The 17,640-nt window shown below is 73.0% G+C and carries 16 protein-coding genes; 4 read left to right on the top strand and 12 right to left on the bottom strand.

From position 1 onward, the window contains the following. Positions 1-13 precede the first annotated feature (13 nt). Positions 14-895: an SIS domain-containing protein gene (locus tag ABD224_RS08565; protein WP_344048624.1), complete on the bottom strand. Its 882-nt coding sequence runs from the start codon at positions 893-895 to the stop codon at positions 14-16. A gap of 512 nt (positions 896-1,407) precedes the next feature. On the opposite strand from ABD224_RS08565, the gene ABD224_RS08560 reads away from it, so the two are divergent. Further along, positions 1,408-1,980 (top strand): Rv1733c family protein, encoded by a 573-nt coding sequence (locus tag ABD224_RS08560; protein ID WP_344048622.1) that lies wholly within the window; start codon positions 1,408-1,410, stop codon positions 1,978-1,980. A 134-nt stretch (positions 1,981-2,114) separates the two neighbouring features. Further along, positions 2,115-2,687, top strand: a complete 573-nt coding sequence (locus ABD224_RS08555; RefSeq protein ID WP_344048620.1) for a MarR family winged helix-turn-helix transcriptional regulator — start codon at positions 2,115-2,117, stop codon at positions 2,685-2,687. 10 nt (positions 2,688-2,697) lie between these two features. Here the strand turns inward: ABD224_RS08555 and ABD224_RS08550 are convergent, their stop codons facing one another. The 10 genes from ABD224_RS08550 to ABD224_RS08505 form a co-directional block, all read right to left on the bottom strand. Beyond that, positions 2,698-3,423, bottom strand: a complete 726-nt coding sequence (locus tag ABD224_RS08550; RefSeq protein ID WP_344048618.1) for a gamma-glutamyl-gamma-aminobutyrate hydrolase family protein — start codon at positions 3,421-3,423, stop codon at positions 2,698-2,700. Next, the gene (locus tag ABD224_RS08545) at positions 3,420-4,910 is read right to left on the bottom strand and encodes an aldehyde dehydrogenase (protein ID WP_344048616.1); all 1,491 of its coding nucleotides are present in this window, start codon (positions 4,908-4,910) and stop codon (positions 3,420-3,422) included. Before ABD224_RS08545 ends, ABD224_RS08550 begins: the two co-directional genes overlap by 4 nt. Before the next feature lie 80 nt (positions 4,911-4,990). Continuing rightward, the gene (locus ABD224_RS08540; RefSeq protein WP_344048614.1) at positions 4,991-6,445 is read right to left on the bottom strand and encodes an APC family permease; all 1,455 of its coding nucleotides are present in this window, start codon (positions 6,443-6,445) and stop codon (positions 4,991-4,993) included. Between the two features lie 173 nt (positions 6,446-6,618). Further along, a complete protein-coding gene (locus ABD224_RS08535; protein ID WP_344048612.1) occupies positions 6,619-7,305 on the bottom strand; it encodes a TetR/AcrR family transcriptional regulator in 687 nt (228 codons plus the stop codon). A gap of 28 nt (positions 7,306-7,333) precedes the next feature. Next, the gene (locus ABD224_RS08530) at positions 7,334-8,179 is read right to left on the bottom strand and encodes a fumarylacetoacetate hydrolase family protein (RefSeq protein WP_067389422.1); all 846 of its coding nucleotides are present in this window, start codon (positions 8,177-8,179) and stop codon (positions 7,334-7,336) included. Positions 8,180-8,189: 10 nt separating this feature from the next. After that, complete coding sequence (locus ABD224_RS08525) at positions 8,190-9,116, bottom strand: 3,4-dihydroxyphenylacetate 2,3-dioxygenase (protein ID WP_344048608.1); 927 nt, start codon at positions 9,114-9,116, stop codon at positions 8,190-8,192. Further along, on the bottom strand, positions 9,109-10,575 hold the full coding sequence (locus tag ABD224_RS08520) for an aldehyde dehydrogenase (RefSeq protein ID WP_344048606.1): 1,467 nt from the start codon (positions 10,573-10,575) through the stop codon (positions 9,109-9,111). The genes ABD224_RS08525 and ABD224_RS08520 overlap by 8 nt, the downstream gene beginning before the upstream one ends. A gap of 41 nt (positions 10,576-10,616) precedes the next feature. Next, positions 10,617-11,423 (bottom strand): acetoacetate decarboxylase family protein, encoded by an 807-nt coding sequence (locus ABD224_RS08515; protein ID WP_344048604.1) that lies wholly within the window; start codon positions 11,421-11,423, stop codon positions 10,617-10,619. 34 nt (positions 11,424-11,457) lie between these two features. Then, complete coding sequence (locus ABD224_RS08510; RefSeq protein ID WP_344048602.1) at positions 11,458-12,666, bottom strand: NAD(P)/FAD-dependent oxidoreductase; 1,209 nt, start codon at positions 12,664-12,666, stop codon at positions 11,458-11,460. A gap of 3 nt (positions 12,667-12,669) precedes the next feature. Beyond that, entirely contained in the window at positions 12,670-12,858 is a 189-nt protein-coding gene (locus ABD224_RS08505) for a ferredoxin (RefSeq protein WP_344048600.1), read from the bottom strand. A 352-nt stretch (positions 12,859-13,210) separates the two neighbouring features. Here ABD224_RS08505 and ABD224_RS08500 point away from each other — a divergent pair, with 352 nt between their 5' ends. Then, positions 13,211-14,566 (top strand): glutamine synthetase family protein, encoded by a 1,356-nt coding sequence (locus ABD224_RS08500; RefSeq protein WP_344048598.1) that lies wholly within the window; start codon positions 13,211-13,213, stop codon positions 14,564-14,566. A gap of 80 nt (positions 14,567-14,646) precedes the next feature. Then, complete coding sequence (locus ABD224_RS08495; protein WP_344048596.1) at positions 14,647-15,933, top strand: cytochrome P450; 1,287 nt, start codon at positions 14,647-14,649, stop codon at positions 15,931-15,933. 200 nt (positions 15,934-16,133) lie between these two features. Here ABD224_RS08495 and ABD224_RS08490 read toward each other — a convergent pair. Continuing rightward, positions 16,134-17,640: LuxR C-terminal-related transcriptional regulator (locus tag ABD224_RS08490; RefSeq protein WP_344048594.1), on the bottom strand; the 1,507-nt coding region annotated here is incomplete at its 5' end.

The raw sequence follows: 17,640 nt of genomic DNA, 5'->3' as shown, positions 1-17,640 counted from the left end.
CCTTTCCTGCGGGCTACGGCGTGAGGATCACCGAGCGGGTGAGGTGGCGGGGGCGGTCCGGGTCCAGGCCGCGGGCCTTGGCGACGGCGACCGCGAGGCGCTGGGCGCGGATCAGTTCGGCGAGCGGATCGAGTGCGCTGTCGATCCACAGCCCGCCCGTGGCGCGCACCTGTTCGGCCAGTCCCGGCGGGGCGCTGCCGAGCATCCAGGTGGCCGTGCCCCGGGTGGTGATGCTGATGGGGCCGTGGCGGTACTCCATCGCCGGATACGACTCGGTCCAGGACTGCGAGGCCTCACGCATCTTCAGCGCGGCCTCGTGGGCGAGGCCGACGGTCCAGCCCCGGCCCAGGAAGGTGAACTGCGTGCAGTCGACGAGCCGTTCGGGCAGCGGGGCGGACAGCGCCGTGCCGGCGTCGGCGACGACGTCGTCGCTGTGCAGTCCGAGGTGGGCGCGCAGCAGGGTGAGGGCGGTGGTCGCGAACCGGGTCTGCACCACGGAGCGTTCGTCGGCGAAGTCGAGCACGACGACCTCGTCGGCGGTGTCCACGACGGGGGTGCCGGGGTCGGCGGTGACGGCCGTGGTGGGGGTGCTTCCCTTCAGCTCCGTGAGCACGTCGAGCACTTCGGTGGTGGTGCCGGAGCGGGTGAGGGCGAGGACCCGGTCGTAGGAGCGGCCGTGGGGGAACTCGGAGGCGGCGAAGGCGTCGGTCTCCCCCTGCCCCGAGCCCTCGCGCAGCGCGGCGGCGGCCTGGGCCATGAAGTACGACGTGCCGCAGCCGATGATCGCGACCCGCTCCCCCCGGGCGGGCAGTGCCCGGCCGTGGACGGCGATGTCGCCCGCGACGCGGGCCCAGCACTCGGGCTGGCTGGTCAGCTCGTCCTCGACATGGCTCATGCCCCGTCCTCCCGCATCCGCCGGTTCCTGCAGGAGCAATGCCACTTTCCGACCGTTTTCAAGCATGCGGCCGAGGGGAGCGCACGGCCGGACACCGGGTGCGCCGGGGGCGCGGAAGACCGTTTGGCACAGGCCGCTGTTGCCGTGTGACGTGCGCCGACGGGCGCAGCCGGCTCCGCCCGTCGAGCGGGGCCGGCCGGCGGATCGCGTGTCCACGGCCGTACGCGCCGATCGCTCCACCGGTGGACGGCATGCCGGGCCGGACCGCCTCCGGCGTGGCGGTGGCCGGGGTGACCGCCTCCGGCGTCACGCACGGCGCGGCGGCCCGCGATGCGACCGGGCCCGCCGTCGGCCGGGTGCGGGGCGTACGGCCCTGCTCGCACCACCTGAGGGCGGCCCTGCTCGCACCCTGTGGGCCCCGGCGTCCCTTCCCCGTCCCTCCGGGCGCCGCTGATCGCCTCTGGGGGCACACTGGAGGGAGAGCCGTCGATACTCACGAGGGGGTGTCGAAGGTGACACGTCGTGCAGGAGTGCGGCTGTGGCGGTGGCGCCGGAATCCGCTCAGGCGGACCAGCGACATCGTGGAGGCATGGATCCTGCTTGTCGCCTGGGTCCTCGCCGTGGTCGGCGGCGTGCTGACGGGGGTGCTGACGACAGGGGCGATGCAGCGGAGCGCGGACCAGGTCCGCAGCACGACCCATGAGCGCTCGGCCGTGCTGACCCGGGAGGCGCCCCACGGGGCGTCCGGGCCGGCGAACAGTGCCCTGAAGTGGGGGACGGTCCGCTGGACGGATCCGGACGGCTCGGTGCACACGGGCCGGACCAGGGTCCCGGCCTCCGCGGCGCCCGGCACCCATGTCACGGTGTGGACGAACGGACGCGGCGTCCTGACCTCCCCGCCTCCCTCCCGGGCCGACAGCACGTTCCAGTCCGTCCTCGGCGGCCTGTGGGCGGGCGCGGCCACCGTGGGCGTGGTCGTCGGCGGCACCAAGCTGGCGCGGTCCCGGCTCGAGCGCCGCCGCCTCGACCAGTGGGACGAGGAGTGGGCGCGCGTGGACACGCCCTGGGGCTGGAAGACCGGCTGACGGCGGCGTCGGCGGACCGGTCGACGACGGCCCCGGGCACGGCCTCCCCGGACTGATCGCCGTACACTTTGGGTCCGAACGACCGGGCGGGCGGTACCGGCCTGTCCGACACGGCGACCAGTGAGGGAGTGTCCGTGCCCGGCCAGCGTTCCATCACCGAGGCGGAGAAGCTCGCGCGGGCCAAGCTCGGTGGCATCCGCGTGCGCCGGGAGCGGATGGCGGCGGTGGCCAACATCTACCGGGCCGCCTCCGCGGTGCGCCAGCACCTGGAGAACTCGGTGCTGCGCGACTCTGACCTGACCTGGACCGCGTTCGTCGTGCTGTGGGTGGTCTGGGTGTGGGGCGAGTCGGAGACCCGGCATGTCGCCGAGGAGGCCGGCATCTCCAAGGGCACCCTGACGGGGGTCTCCCGCACGCTGGAGTCGCGCGGACTGCTGCGGCGCACCGGCCATCCCACGGACGGCAGGCTCGTGCTGCTGGCGCTCACCGACGAGGGCGAGGAGTTCATGAGGCGGGTCTTCCCGGCGTTCAACGAGGAGGAGACCTTCGTGACCTCACGGTTGAGCGACGAGGAGTGCCGGGGCCTGGCGGAGATGCTGCGGCGTGTGGTCCTGCAGGTCGAGGAGCACGGCGAGGACCGCCGCCGGTCGCTGCTGAACGGCGCGGACCCGGCGCCGCGCCGCAGCGGACGCCGCGCCAGGAGGTGAGCCGGCCGGTTCACCGGGTCCGGGGCCGCCGTGCCGCCTCCACCAGCGCGTCGAACAGGCGCTGCTGCACCGGATCCTCGTGCGCGGTGTCCTCGGGATGCCATTGCACGGCCGTGAACCAGCTTGTGCCGCCGGTGAGTTCCACGCCCTCGATCGTGCCGTCGGCGGCCCGTGCGGTGACCGTCAGGCCCTCGCCCAGCCGGTCGATGTGCTGGTGGTGATAGCAGGAGGCCTCCACCTTGTCGGCGCGGGTGATCTTTGCCAGGACCGAACCGGGGGCGAGGCGGACGGGGTGTCTGACGTGCCGGTGGTCCTGTCCGGGGCCGCCCATGTCCTGGTGCAGCGTGCCGCCCAGCACCGTGTTGACCACCTGCAGGCCGCGGCAGACCGCCAGCAGGGGCAGGCCCGACTCCAGCGCCCGGCGGGCCGCCTCCAGGTCGAAGGCGTCCTGGAGGTCGTCGACGTCGTAGACGCTGTCGTGGGCCTCGGCGGCGCCGTACCGGTGCGGGGCGAGGTCGCCGCCGCCGGGCAGCAGGACACCGTCGAAGCGGGCGAGCCGCGCGGCGACATCGTGCTCGGCGGGGTCCGCGGGGTGGACGGTCACCGGTTCGCCGCCGGCCCGCCACACCGCCTCGACGAGGGCGCGCGCGGTGACCTCGGCGGCGAAGCGCAGCGCGGAGGCGGTGGCGGAGAAGCGGGCGGGGATCGCGATCAGGGGGCGGGCGGTTCGGCTCACAGCTGGATCCAGGTGGTCTTCAGTTCGGTGTACTTCTCCAGGGCGTGGACGGACTTGTCCCGGCCGTTGCCCGACTGCTTCATGCCGCCGAAGGGCACGGTGAGGTCGCCCTCCTCGTAGCAGTTGACCCAGACGGTGCCGGCCCTCAGCGCCCGGGAGAGGCGGTGGGCGGTGGACAGGTCGGAGGTCCACACGCCGGCGGCCAGGCCGTACTCGGTGGCGTTGGCGAGTTCGACCGCCTCGTCGATCCCGTCGAAGGGGAGGACGGACAGGACCGGGCCGAAGATCTCCTCGCGGGCGAGCCGGCTGCCGGGGCCGACGCGGTCGAAGACGGTCGGCTGGAGGTAGACGCCGCCGCTTCCGGTCAGGGTCCGCTCCCCGCCGGTGCGCAGCCGGGCTCCTTCCTCGACACCGCGCCGGACGTGCTCCAGGACGCGGCCGAGGTGGGCCTCACCGACCAGGGCTCCCATCTCGGTGGCCGGGTCCAGGGGGTCGCCGACGCGCAGCTCGCGCGCCCGCGCCACGACCGCCTCGGTGACCTCCTCGGCGATCGAGGAGTGCACCAGCAGCCGGGAGGGAGCGGTGCACATCTCGCCCTGGTTGAAGAAGATGCCCCAGGCGGCGGTGGCGGCGGCCTTCGCCAGGTCGGGGGCGTCGGGCAGGACGATGTTCGGCGACTTGCCGCCGAGCTCCAGCCAGACCCGCTTGAGGTTGGAGTCGGCGGAGTAGCGCAGGAAGTGCCGGCCCACGGCCGTGGAACCGGTGAACGCCAGCACGTCGACGTCCGGATGGAGGCCGAGGGCCCGCCCGGCCGCCGGACCGTCGCCGTTGACCACGTTGAGCACGCCGGGCGGCAGTCCGGCCTCGGTGGCGATCCGGGCGAGCAGCAGGGCGGACAGCGGCGAGTTCTCCGAGGGCTTCAGCACGACGGTGCAGCCGGCCGCCAGCGCGGGGGCCACCTTCCACCCGGCGAGGGTGAGGGGGAAGTTCCACGGCACCACGGCGCCGACGACTCCGGCCGGCTCGCGGGTGACCAGGGCGAGCGCGTCCGGTGCGGTGTGCGGGGCCTCGTCGGTGAGCTTGTCGGCGAGCTGGCCGTACCAGCGGAAGGTGTTGATCACGGCGCGCAGTTCGATGTCGTGCGCGTCGGTGATCGGCTTGCCCATCTCCAGGCTCACCGCGAGGGCGAGCTCCGCACGCCGCTCCTGGAGGAGATCGGCGATGCGCTGGAGGACGTGGCCGCGGTCGGCGGGCGCCCACCGCGGCCACAGTCCGCTGTCGAAAGCACGGCGAGCGGCGGCCACGGCGGCGTCGACCTCGGCGGCACCGCCGTCGGCGACCTCGGCCAGCACCCGGCCGTCCCGCGGGGAGACGACGGCGAAGGCGGCACCGCCGCCGGCCTCCTCGGCACCGTCGATGTAGTGCGCGCGAGGCGGCTGGAACTCCTTCGCCCGGCGGAGCCATTCGTCGTGGGTGACAGCGGACATGCGGTCCTCCAGACCACGTTGATCGTGCGATCGTCGTTCGAGCGTTCAGTCGTGTGCTCGCTGCGGAGCGAGAGAGGGGGTCACGGCGTCGTCCGGCGCTTTCGCCCGATCCGCTCGTTCACCGCGCCGGCCGCCAGCACCACGGGCACCAGCAGGGTGAGACACACGGCCGTGGTGGTCGACCCGCCGATGAGCGTGGTGAAGTTGGCCAGGATCAGCCAGATCGCGCCCGCCAGGCCGAGGGCGCCCAGCGCCGGGGCGGCCAGGGTGTTCCACAGGCGGGAGTCCAGGCGCCTGCGGCGGAAGAAGACGACCACCGACACCGAGGTCAGCAGGTACAGCAGCATCATCGCCAGGACGGCGACGCCGCTGAACCAGGAGAAGAGGGTCAGCACCGGGTCCTTGCCGGTCAGCGCGAAGGGGACGACCAGGGCCAGGGCGGCCGCGGTCTGCACCCAGCCGGCGACGGACGGCGCATGACGGTCGTTGAGGCGGCGCAGGCCCTGCGGCAGCTGCCCGTCGCGGCCGAGCGAGAACAGGTAGCGGTTGGCGGAGTTGTGGAAGGTGAGGATGCCGGCGAACAGGGAGGTGGCGAGCAGGACCGGCAGCACCTCGTTGACCCAGCCGCCGAACCGGGCGGCGACGGGGGCGAAGACGAAGCCGGCGGAGTCGCCGCCGGCCAGCGCCTCGAGGGCGGCCGCGGGCGCCTTGGAGGCGCCGTAGGAGGAGATCAGCATCCAGGAGGTGAGCGCGAAGAAGCAGGTGACCATGAACACCGACAGATAGGTGGCCCGCGGGACGGTCTTCCTCGGGTCGCGGGCCTCCTCCCCGTAGATCGCGGTGGCCTCGAAGCCGAACATGGACGCGACGGCGAACATCAGGGCGACGCCCGGCGCACCCTGCAGCGCCGCCGCCGGCGAGAAGCTGTCGGCCGCGCCGAGCCCCTCGGGGCCGCCGCCCTTGACCAGGGTGACCAGGCCGAACACCAGCAGGATGCTGAACTCGGCCGAGACGAGGACGGCCAGCACACGGGCGCCCATCTCGATGCCCAGGGCGCCGAGCACCTTCACCACGGCCATGGTGAGCAGCGCCCAGACCCACCACGGCAGTTCCAGGCCGGTGTGATGGGCGACCAGACCGCTGACGATCGAGCCGTACAGGCCGTACATCGCCGCCTGGATGGCGCAGTACGAGAACAGGGCGAGACACGCGCTGCCGGCTCCGGCGGTGCGGCCGAGACCGGTGCCGATGTAGGTGTAGAAGGCGCCGGCGTCGACGACGTGCCGTCCCATGGCGACGAAGCCGACCGAGAACAGCAGGATCATGGCGCCCGCCAGCACATAGGCGGCGGGGGTGCCGGCACCGTTCCCGATGGCGACGGAGATCGGGGCCGCCCCGGCGATGCCGGTCAGGGGGGCCTGCGCGGACAGGACGAAGAAGAGGATGCCCAGAACACCCAGGGCGTCGGGCTTGAGCGTGGCTGCGGTGGACGTGTCCCGCGCGGTCCGCTCCGTGGAGACGGTCTGGCTCTCCACTCGGATCACCTGCCTGAGATGGGGAGGATCGTTTCAGGCCAAACGAGTTGCCCCATCGTGTGGGCGGCACTATCCGTTTGACAAGGGGTTGGGGGACGGGAATCCGTGCGGATCACCGATTCCCGGGCCGTCGTGGCCCGTGGTTCCGTGCGGCGTGCGGTCGGGTGCGCCGCTCAGGCGCCGTCCGGGTCCGCGGCAAGCCGCCGGAGCAGGTCGCGCAGCCGGTCGAGGGCCTCCTCGGTGACCTCGCGCTCGCCGAACACGAGCTGGTGCAGCACCAGGCCCTCCAGGGCCGCGAAGACCAGCCGGTAAAGGCCCCGGTCCACCGGCCGGGACAGCATCTGGGACAGCTCCCGCCGGGTGGCCTCGAAGTACTCCTCGTACAGCTCGCGCAGATGCGTCAGCAGTTCCTCGCGGCGGCGCGCCTCCAGCAGCAGCTCGTACTGGAACGCCTGGAGGTCCGGGCCGGACTCCACCATGTCCGCCAGCCCGGCGGAGAAGTCCGAGGCCCGGCCCGTGCCCGGCTCGAGCATGCTGCTGTTCATCGACACACGCACGGCGTGGGCGAGCGCCTCCTCGATCAGCGCGTCACGCGACCCGAAGTGGTGCACCACGAGCCCGTGGGTGACCCCGGCCTCCTGCGCCACGGCCCGGTAGGTCAGCCTGCGCAGCCCGCCCCGCGCCACCACGCGCACGGCGGCGTCGAGCAGCGCCTGCCGTCCGGCCCCGTAGGTCCGCACCCGCTTGCGCGGCTGCCTCCGGCCGGTCCCGGCGCCGGACTCCACGGCCCCGTCGGGCTCGGCGGCCTCCACGGAGGCCGCCGGTTCCGACGGGTTCACGGTCCTTGCGGGGTCGGTCATGGGCACGACCCTACCGGTGCCGCGCCGTTCAGCGGCGGGGCGGCCTGATGCCACGGAATTCCCAGTCGCCGCCGAGCGCGGTGGACAGGACCTCCTCGGACTCGGTGGGCTGGGCTCCCACGTCGGTGCGGACGGGGGTCGGGCCGGTGACGATGTGGTTGGTGAGCCGGCCCAGTCCCTCGACCTCCACCTCGACGACGTCGCCGGGCCGGACGGGCCGGGAGTTGGCGGGGGTGCCGGAGAGCAGGACGTCGCCGGGGCAGAGGGTGATGGTGCGGGCGATGTCGGCGACGAGATAGTGCATGTCCCAGGTCATCTCGTCGGTCGAGCCGTCCTGGACGACCGTGCCGTTGACGTAGGTCCGCAGCCGCTTGCCCCGGAAGTCCCAGTCGGTGACCAGGCCGGGGCCGAGCGGGCAGAGGGTGTCGGAGCCCTTGACGCGCAGCATGGAACCGGCGTCGGTGTCACGGAAGTCGTGCAGGCCGTAGTCGTTGGCGATGGTGTACCCCGCGATGTACTCCCCCGCCTCGGCCGGGGAGATGTTGCGGGCGGTCCTGCCGATGACGATGGCGACCTCGCCCTCGTAGTTGAGCCACTTGCAGCCCTCGGGACGCACGACGGCGCCCTTGTGGGCGTTGAGGGCGGAGACCGGCTTGTGGAAGTAGGTCGGGGTGTCGGGCAGGCTGATCCGGAACTCCTCCACCCGGCTGCGGTGGTTGAGGTGGACGGCGATCACCTTGGAGGGGACCACCGGGGGCAGGTGCTGCGCGTCGTCGGCCCTGACGCGGCGGCCGTCCCCGGCGACCAGCTCGTCCCCGTCGACGGTGACCTGGACGGCGGCGCCGTCGAGAAGGATGCGGCGGTACTCGGGCATGGCGGACCTCTCAGGCGGGCGTGTTCGGGGCGGAGGACACGGGCAGGCCCGCGCCGGTCCAGCCGCCGGCCGGGCGGTCGAACCACAGGTGGACCTGGCCGGTGCCGATGGAGTTCTCGTACTCGCCGTACTGGCGGGCCCTGGCCACGCAGGCCCGCTCGCCGAGCGCACCGGCCATCATCAGGTAGTGGAAGAACTTCGCCTCCGGCTTGTACGTCCAGAACTCGTCCATCGTGTCGAGGACCCTGTCGTGGCGGCCCTCCTTGAACCAGGCGATGCGCTCGTGGTCGGCCTCGCGGGCCTCGGGCGTGAAGATGTGCGACGGGTCGCTGGCCTCGTGGTCGCGCAGCTCGCGCAGCGGCCAGAAGGTGTGCGACAGGGCGCCGGAGGCGATCAGCAGGACACGCCGGCCGGGGGTGGCGGCGACGCCGTCGGCGAGAGCGCGGCCCAGGCGCAGATGGTCCTCCATGTCACCGGTCTGGCAGACGCTGATGGTCACCCACCGCTTGTCGGGCAGTCCCTCGCCGAGGAACTTCCACAGGTTGACCGTGGCGTAGAAGATCGGCAGGTACTCGTCGTCGATCGGCGTGATCCAGGTGCCGTGCTTGCCGGCGAACGAGGCGATGTTGTGCGCGAGCTCGGGGTCGCCCAGGAACTCGTACGGCATCCGGCACATGCCGCGCGGCAGCTCCTCGGAGGTGAACAGACCGGCGCGCCGGTGCTGCGCCGTGACGACGAACTCGACGGTGGTCGCCCAGTGGGAGTCCAGGACGACGACGGTGTCGTAGTCGTCGCGTTCGAAGACGTCCTTGCGCAGCTGCCGCAGGCCGGTGACGAGGGTGATCTCCTTGCCCTCGTTCAGCTTCAGCCGGTCCTCCTTGGGCAGCACGATGGTGGGGACGTGGGCGAGGAGCCCGGCCCCGACGATCTCACCCATGGTCCTTGAACCCCTTCGGTGCGGTGACGGTGTTCTTCAGGTCGCAGTAGAAGTCGAAGCTCCAGGTACCGCCCTCCCGGCCCATGCCGGATTCACGGGAGCCGCCGAAGGGCGCCCGCAGGTCGCGGACGAAGAAGCAGTTGACCCAGACGGTGCCGGCGACGAGCCGGGCGGTGACGCGTGCGGCGCGGTCCCGGTCGCCGGTGGCGACGGTGGCGGCCAGCCCGTAGCGGGTGCCGTTGGCGAGGCGGACGGCCTCCTCCTCGGTGGCGAAGGTCTGCAGGGTCAGGACGGGACCGAAGACCTCCTCCTGGACGATCTCCGAGTCCTGGGCGACGTCGGTCAGCAGCGTCGGCGCGTAGTACAAACCCTCCTTGCGCCGGCCGCCGATGACGGCCCGGGCCCCGGCCGCGAGCGCCCGCTGCACGAAGCCGTCGATCCTCTCCAGCTGGCGGGGGTGGATGACGGGGCCGATGTCGGTGGCCTCGTCGCGCGGGTCGCCCTGCACCAGCCGGGACGCCCGGTCCACGAAGCGCCGGGTGAACTCGTCCGCGACCGACTCCTCGACCAGCAGCCGGGTGGCCGCCAGGCAGACCTGGCCCGCGTTGTCGTACTGCTCCACCGCGAGGTCGACGGCGAGGTCGAGATCGGCGTCGGCGAAGACCAGCAGCGGGGACTTGCCGCCGAGTTCCAGGCTGAGCGGGGTGAGGTTCGCGGCGGCGGACGCGGCGATGCGGCGGGCCGTGGGAACGGACCCGGTGAAGCTGATCCGGCGCACGTCAGGGTGCGAGGTGAGCGCGTCGCCGATCTCCGCGCCGTAGCCCTGCACGACATTGAGGACGCCGGCCGGCAGTCCCGCCTCGGCGGCGATGTCGGCGAGCAGCGAGGCGGTCAGCGGGGACCACTCGGCGGGCTTGAGGACCACCGTGTTGCCGGCGGCGAGGGCCGGGGCGACTTTCCAGGTGGCCAGCATCAGCGGGGCGTTCCACGGGGTGATCAGCACACAGGGGCCGGCCGGGTCCCAGCTGACGTGGTTGGTGTGGCCGCGGGTGTCGAAGTCCTCGTGACCGAGCTTCAGCAGCCAGTCGGCGAAGAAGCGGAAGTTGTGCGCGACGCGCGGCATGACGCCGCGGCGGTGGGAGCGCAGCAGGGCGCCGTTGTCGCAGGTCTCGACGATCGCGAGCTCTTCGAGCCGCTTCTCGACGCCGTCGGCGATAGCGTGCAGGACGCGGGCGCGTTCGGCGCGCGGGGTGGCGGCCCAGCCGGGAAAGGCGGCCTTGGCGGCGGCCACGGCCGCGGCGGCCTCCGCGGGCGTACCGCGGGCGATCTCGCCGAGCACGGCGCCGTCGATGGGCGAGACGTCGGTGAAGGTCTCGGCGGAGGCGACGCGTTCGCCGCCGATCCAGTGCCGGGTGTCGACGGCGACGCCGGCGACGGTGGTGGTGCGGGTGTCGGTCATGTCCGGGTCTCCTGGTGTGGTCTGTGGTGTCCGCAGGCGTGTCACTCGGCGCCGGACGTGCCGGACTCCAGCAGGCGGCCGCCGTCCCAGACCACGCCGACCTGGCGGTAGTACGCGGCGATCGGCTCGCGGACCTCCAGCCGGGCCAGTTCCTCGGTGGGCGACTCGAACAGCTCCAGCTCGGCGTCGCCCACCCACGGCTGCCCGCCCTCGAAGGAGGCGGCGCCGGACTCGATCAGCTCGTCCAGGGCGAGGCCCTTGCCCTTCTCGATGGAGGGCAGCCAGCGGTGGTGGGCCATGGGGTGGGCGTTGACGAAACCGTTGCTCTGCGACGGTTCCCGCAGGGTGACCACGGCCTGGGCGATACGGCGGTCGGCGGCGGCGAGCGTCGCGCCGAACCGGGCTCCCGCCTCGATCCGGGGAGCCGGCCCGTAGGGGTGCGGGCGGGTCTGGTGGATCGAGCCGAGCTTCTTCGGGTAGCCCTGGTGCAGTCCGCGGGCGAGGGCGAAGTCCTTGTCCACCCAGATGTAGACGCAGCGGGTGTACGTCCGTCCCTTGTACTGGCAGCGGACGACGGCGAAGGCCTCCTTGTACTGGGCGCGCACCGGGTCCAGCAGCTCCTCGCCCGAGGCTCCGCAGGACTGCCAGTCGGCCCAGATCAGCGCCACGGCCCCGGGGTCCTCGTCGGCCGGCTCCAGGGGCTCGGGCAGCAGTTCGCGCACGCGTGCCGGGTCGGTGCGGTACTCGACGGTGAGCAGGTCGCCGGAGTAGTACCAGGGCGGGGAGGGGATCAGCGACGAGGCACCCGTCGCCGTCTTGGGGTGGAAGTATCCGCGGACAGTGGGCATGGCAGGCGTTCCTTGGGCGGTGGGCGGGCGTTTCTCAGGCGGTGGGGACGGGCGGTTCGAGCAGCTCGGCGCGGTGACGGGCGGCGGCGGCCGCCGCGGCCTGGCCGCCGAGGGCGACGACGCCGACCAGGCGGCCGTCGCGGTGGTAGCCGACGAGCACGTCCCCGTCCGGATCGCCGTCGAGGATCCGTACGTCGTCCAGGCCGAGCCCCGGCGCGCCGAAGGACTGCAGCCGGAAGTCGTGCTGGTCGCTCCAGAAGGTGGGCAGCGGTGCGAACGGGGCCATGTCCGGCTCGGCGCCGCCGAGACGGGCGGCGAGCACACGGGCGGCGTGCTTGGCGGTGTCGGCGGGGATCGACCAGTGCTCGACGCGGCGGGGTACGCCGTCGTAGCGGGCGTTGGGGAAACGGGCCACGTCGCCGACCGCCACCACCTCGGGCCGTCCGCCGACGCGCAGGTGCTCGTCGGTGAGCACCCCGTCGGTGAGGTCGAGGCCGTTGCCGTCGAGCCACTCGGTGTTGGCGACCGAGCCGACGGATTCCACCACGACGTCCGCGGGGAGCACGGTTCCGTCGTCGAGCCGTACGCCGGTGACACGGCCGGTGCCCTCGAAACCGGCCACGCCGGTGCCGAGCACGAAGCGGACTCCGCGCTTTTCGTGCCGTCTGAGCAGGGCGCCGGCGAGCAGTTCGCCGAGCGGGCCCACCATGGGCAGGGGCAGCGGGTCCACCACGGTCACCTCGGCGACGCCGAGGGCGACGGCCGTGGCGGCGACCTCGCAGCCGATGAATCCCGCACCCACCACGACCACCCGGGCGCCCGGACGGGTCAGGGCCTCGCGCAGCCGGCGGGCGTCGTCGATGGTGCGGACGGTGTGCCGTCCGGCGAGGGGACCGGGGCAGCGCAGCCGGCGGGGCCGCATACCGGTGGCGACGACCAGTGCGGCGTACGGCAGCGACCCGCCGTCGTCGAGCTCGACGAGCCGCCGGTCGAGATCGGCCGCGACGATCCTGGTGCCCAGGCGCCACTCGGCGTCGGCGACCGCGGCGCGGGGCCGGAAGGCCAGTGACGCGAAGGACGCCTTGCCGGCCAGGACCTCCTTGGACAGGGGCGGCCGGTTGTAGGGCATGTGGGGTTCCTCGCCGACCAGGGTGATCGGCCCCTTCCAGCCGGCGGCGCGCAGCTGCTCGGCGGTGCGCAGGCCGGCCAGGGAGGCGCCGGCCACGACGACGGGTGCGCTCACGGCTCAGTCCTCGATCCGGATGGCCTGCAGCGGGCAGACGTCGGCGGCCGCTTCGACCTCGTCGCGCAGCGCGTCGTCGGGCTCGCTGATGTAGACCAGATGGCCGGCGTCGTCGAAGCTGAAGACGTCGGGGGCGGCGAAGACGCACTGACCGTGGTCCTTGCACTTGTTCATGTCGACGACGACCTTCATGGGCGGTTCTCCTCGTGCTGAGGGCGTCGGGGCGGGGGCTGGAGAGAAGAAGAGGGCCGGGGCCGAGGCCGATGCGGCCGGGCCCCGGCCGGCGGGGCGGACGGACATCCCGCCCCGGACTCGTTTGGCATCAAACAAAATAGGAAGCGGCCGAACCCTGGTCAACACCTATCCGAACGGATAATTTTTTGCGCCCGCCCCCTTGCGGCGGGGTGACGGGATCCATACCGTTTGGCGCCAAACGTTGAGCGGCCCCGCTCCCCCACGGCGCGACGCCGCCCCTCCCTTTTCCCCTCTCCCAGCGCCTGTGCCGGCCTGGGAAGCGCCCCCGCATTCCCCAGAGGAGACACTGGTGAGCGCATCCGACTCCCCATCCGTCCGCCGCCACCAGGAACGGCTCGCCGCCGAGGGCATCGACGTGGTCCGGGTGACCTATCCCGACCTCATCGGCACCGAGCGTGCCCGGGACGTCCTCCTGGAGCATCTGCCGTCGGCCTGCGACCACGGCCTGGCCTTCTGCCGCGCCGTGTACCACACCACCCCGCAGGGCGACGTGGTCCCGATCACGGGCGGCCTGGACGCGGGCCTGCCCGACATCCGCGTGACACCGGACCTCGACACCCTCGTGCCGCTGCCGTGGGAGCCCGGGGTGGCAAGCTGCCTGGGCGACGTCACCGACCAGGTCACCGGAGCACCCGCCCCCGAGTCACCCCGCGACCTGCTGCGCACCGTTCTCGCCCGCTGCGCGGAGCACGGGCTGCACCCGGTGATCGGCCCCGAACTGGAGTACTTCCTGTGCGAGCCCGCGCCCGGCTCCCCGCGGGGCTGGCGCCGCTACAGCGACGCCCAGGGCATCGTCTACACCGCGGGCCTGCGCGCGGACGGCGACAACCACCTGCTGCGGACGCTCCGCCTGCTGCACGACGCCGGCCTCGGCATCAGCGGCGGCAACCACGAGTTCGACGGGGGCCAGTTCGAGATCAACCTGACCCACTCCGACGCCCTGTCGGCCGCCGACCGGGCCTTCCGCTTCAAGGCGGCGGTCAAGGAACTCGCCCGCAAGGAGGGACGCCTGGCCACGTTCATGGCCAGGCCGTTCAACGACGCGGGAGGCTCCGGCTTCCATCTGCACCTGTCCTGCGAGAGCGAGGACGGCCGCAATCTCTTCGACGATCCCTCGGCGCCGCACGGACTGTCCGCGACCGCCCGTCACGCGGTGGCCGGCATCCTCGCCCACGCACCCGCGCTCGCCGCGCTGGCCAACCCGACGGTCAACTCCTACAAGCGCTTCGGCCCGGACACCCTGGCCCCCTGGCTGATCGACTGGGGCCTGGACAACCGCAGCGCCATGGTCCGCATCCCGCCCGAGCGGGGCTCCGGCTCCCGTCTCGAACTGCGCCTGGGAGACGCCGGCGCCAACCCCTACCTGCTGATCGCCGCCACCGTGGCCGCCGCCCTGCTCGGCGTGCTGGCCGGCGAGGAGCCACCGGCCCCGCTGGAGGGCTACGGCTACGACTCCAGCCGGTCGGCCATGCTCCCGGCCACCCTGTCCGCCGCGCTGGACGCCCTGGAGGCGGACACCGCGCTGACCGACGTCCTCGGCAAGGACTTCACCACCTCCTACCTCGCCTACAAGCGCAACGAGGTCGAACGCTTCGAACGGCACGTCACCGACTGGGAGTTCACCGAATACGCCCACCACATCTGACCACCCGCCCGACCGCCCGCCCACCCGTGACACCGAGTCCGGCCGCCACCGGGCCGCATGACGTCAAGGAGACGCCGCCCATGACCACCCCGACCCTGTCCGAGGCCATCCACGAGCCGCTGCCGCTGGCCGAGGTGAACCTCGCCGACCCCGACAACTTCACCGACGGCATCACCCCCTGGCGCATGTTCCACACCCTGCGCCACGAGGACCCGGTGCACTGGCAGCCCGAGGAGGCGCCCAACTCCGGCTTCTGGGCGGTGACCCGGCACGCGGACATCGTCCGCGTCGACCGCGACCCCGAGACGTTCACCTCCACCAGGTTCGTCAACCTCGAAGAGCTCGACGACGACCAGATCAAGAAGCGTGCCTCCATCCTCGAACTCGACGGGGTCCGCCACCGGGCGCTGCGCGGCCTGATCCAGCGCCAGTTCGGCGCAAGCGTGATCAGCAGCTACACCGACTTCCTGCGCGGTCTGACCGCGACCACCCTGGACGCGGCCCTGGCCAAGGGCACCTTCGACTTCGTCAAGGAGGTCTCCGCCGACTTCCCCATCAACGTGCTGGCCCGGCTGCTCGACGTGCCCCCGGAGGACAACCGGCAGCTCATCGAGTGGGGCAACCGCATCATCGGCAACACCGACCCGGACTACGCCGACGTCCTGCTGTACAGCGAGGAGAGCGAGAAGTACCGCGATCTGCCCTTCCGCTCCCCCGCCGCCCTGGAGGTCTTCGCCTACGGCCGCGAACTGGCACGGCAGCGGCGCGGCGGCAACGGCACCGACCTGGTCTCCCAGCTGGTCAACACCACCCCGCGGGACGGTGTCCCGCTGTCCGCGCAGGACTTCGACAACTACTTCCTGCTGCTGGTGGTGGCGGGCAACGAGACGACCCGGCACACCATCACCCACTCCATGCTGGCCCTGATCCAGCACCCCGAGCAGCTGGCCCGTCTGCAGGAGGACCCCTCCCTGATCCCCACCGCGGTCGAGGAGTTCCTGCGCTGGGCCTCCCCGGTGTACCACTTCCGCCGCACCGCCACCCGGGACGTGGAACTCGGCGGCAAGCAGATCAAGGAGGGCGACAAGGTCGTCATGTGGTTCGCCTCCGGCAACCGTGACGAGGAGGTCTTCGGCAACCCGTACGACTTCGACGTCACCCGGCGGAACAACGACCACATCACCTTCGGCAAGGGCAGCCCCCATCTGTGCCTGGGCAACCTCCTCGCCCGCACCGAGATCCGGATCATGTTCGAGGAGCTGATCCCACGGCTGGCCGACATCCGCCTGGTCGGGGACGTGCCCCGGGTCCGCTCCAACTTCGTCAACGGCATCAAGCAGCTCCCGGTGGAGGTGACGCTCGCCTGAGGCCCGTTCCCCGGCCGGGGCGGGCCCCGCCCGCCCCGGCCGCGCCCGGGCCGGTGCTGCTCACGGGTTCCGGACCGGCTTTTGTGAACCCCGCGTGAGCCGCCTGGTCCCTCTCCGGCACCGCCGGCCTGTGCGGAGTGCCGGTCCTCGGGCGGCGGGAAGCAGCAGTCGCCCGCTTTCCGGGGACGGCGGCATGCCGGTCACAGGTCCAGCGGGAGGGCGGCGAGCTCGGCCCGGGAGGCGATGCCGAGCTTGCTGAACACATTGCGCAGGTGGAAGTCGACGGTACGGGGGCTGACGAACAGCTGCGTGGCGGCCTCCCGGTTGGACAGGCCCTGCCGGACCAGGGCGGCGACCTGCCTCTCCTGCGCGGTCAGCTCGGTGGCGGCGGACACGTCGCGGCGGCGGGCGGTCTCCCCGGAGGCGCGCAGCTCCCGTGCCGCGCGCTCGGCCCAGGGGACGGCGCCGAGTTCCTCGAACAGCGCCAGCGCCGCGCGCAGGTGCCCGCGTGCGTCGACCCGGCGGCGGGAGCGGCGGAGGTGCTCGCCGAAGGCCAGCTCGGTACGGGCCCGGTCGGGCAGCCGTGGCGAGCCGGCGTGCGCGGCGAGCGCCCGCGCGAAGTGCTTCTCGGCGTCGTCACCGTCGGCGAGCAGGGCACGGCCGTGTTCCACGACCGCGGTGGCGGCCGGGGCGCCGGTGCCCTCGGCGAACGCCGCCAGCTCCTCGACCCGGGCGCGGATGACGTCCGGGCGGCCGCCGCGGGCGGCGGCGTCGAACAGGTCGAGCGCGGCCATGCGCCGCAGCACCGGCCCGTGGATCCGTTCGAGGTGGTGCAGCGCGGCCGTCGGCTGCGCGGCCGCGCGCAGCCCCCGGGCCCAGTGCGTCAGGTCCACCACGATGCCGTCGGTGATGCCGACCGGATGGGTACGGCGGATCTCGGCGACCTCGGCGAGGTGACGGTCGTCGGTGTCGCCCCGCAGGGCCGCGACCAGGGCGAGTTCGGCGGTGGGCAGCGCGGTCAGCCCCGGATGGCCGGTGCTCGCGGCCAGCGGCAGGGCCTCGGCGGCCGCGGCGGCGGCCTTCGCCCAGGCGCCCGTGGCGATCTGGGCGAGGAAGCCGCGGGTGAGCGCGTGCTCGGCCATCGTCAGCGCACCGGCGCGCCGGGCAGCGGTCAGCTGCTGTTCGTGCAGGCGCAGCCCGCGCTCGTCGTCGTCGATATGCAGCGCGGCGATGCCGAGGTTGGGCTGCAGCATGTGGTCGTCGACCGGGTCGGCGTCGGTGAGGGCGAAGGCCCGCCGGAACAACCCGGCGGCGGCGGCCCAGTCCTGGCGGGCGGCGGCGGCGAAACCGTGCAGCAACGCGTCGGCGGCACGCACCCGGGCGGGGGCGTCGGCGGCGGGTGCGGGGACCAGCGTCGCCGGATCGACCGGGCGGGACGAGCGGGCGCCGAAGGCCGCCAGCGACGCGGCGAGCATCGCCAGCTGCTGCGCCATCGCGGCGTCCGCCCCGGCGGCCACCTGGGCGGCCTGCAGGACGAGGTCGTAGCCGTCGTTGAGCGAGCGGGTGTTCCACTCGACCTGCCCCTGCAAGGTCAGCAGCCGCGCCCGCAGCCGCGGCTCGGTCACGTGCGACGCCGCGGCGGCCGCCAGTGCCGCCGCCCGTGAGGGGTGCGCGCCCAGCCAGGCCGACGAGGCGGCCAGGTACAGC

This window comes from Streptomyces thermoalcalitolerans (genome assembly GCF_039525155.1).
GTDB classification, from domain to species: Bacteria; Actinomycetota; Actinomycetes; order Streptomycetales; family Streptomycetaceae; genus Streptomyces; species Streptomyces thermovulgaris.
Note: the sequence above shows the minus strand (reverse complement) of the source record. Positions and strands in the feature narration are given on the sequence as shown.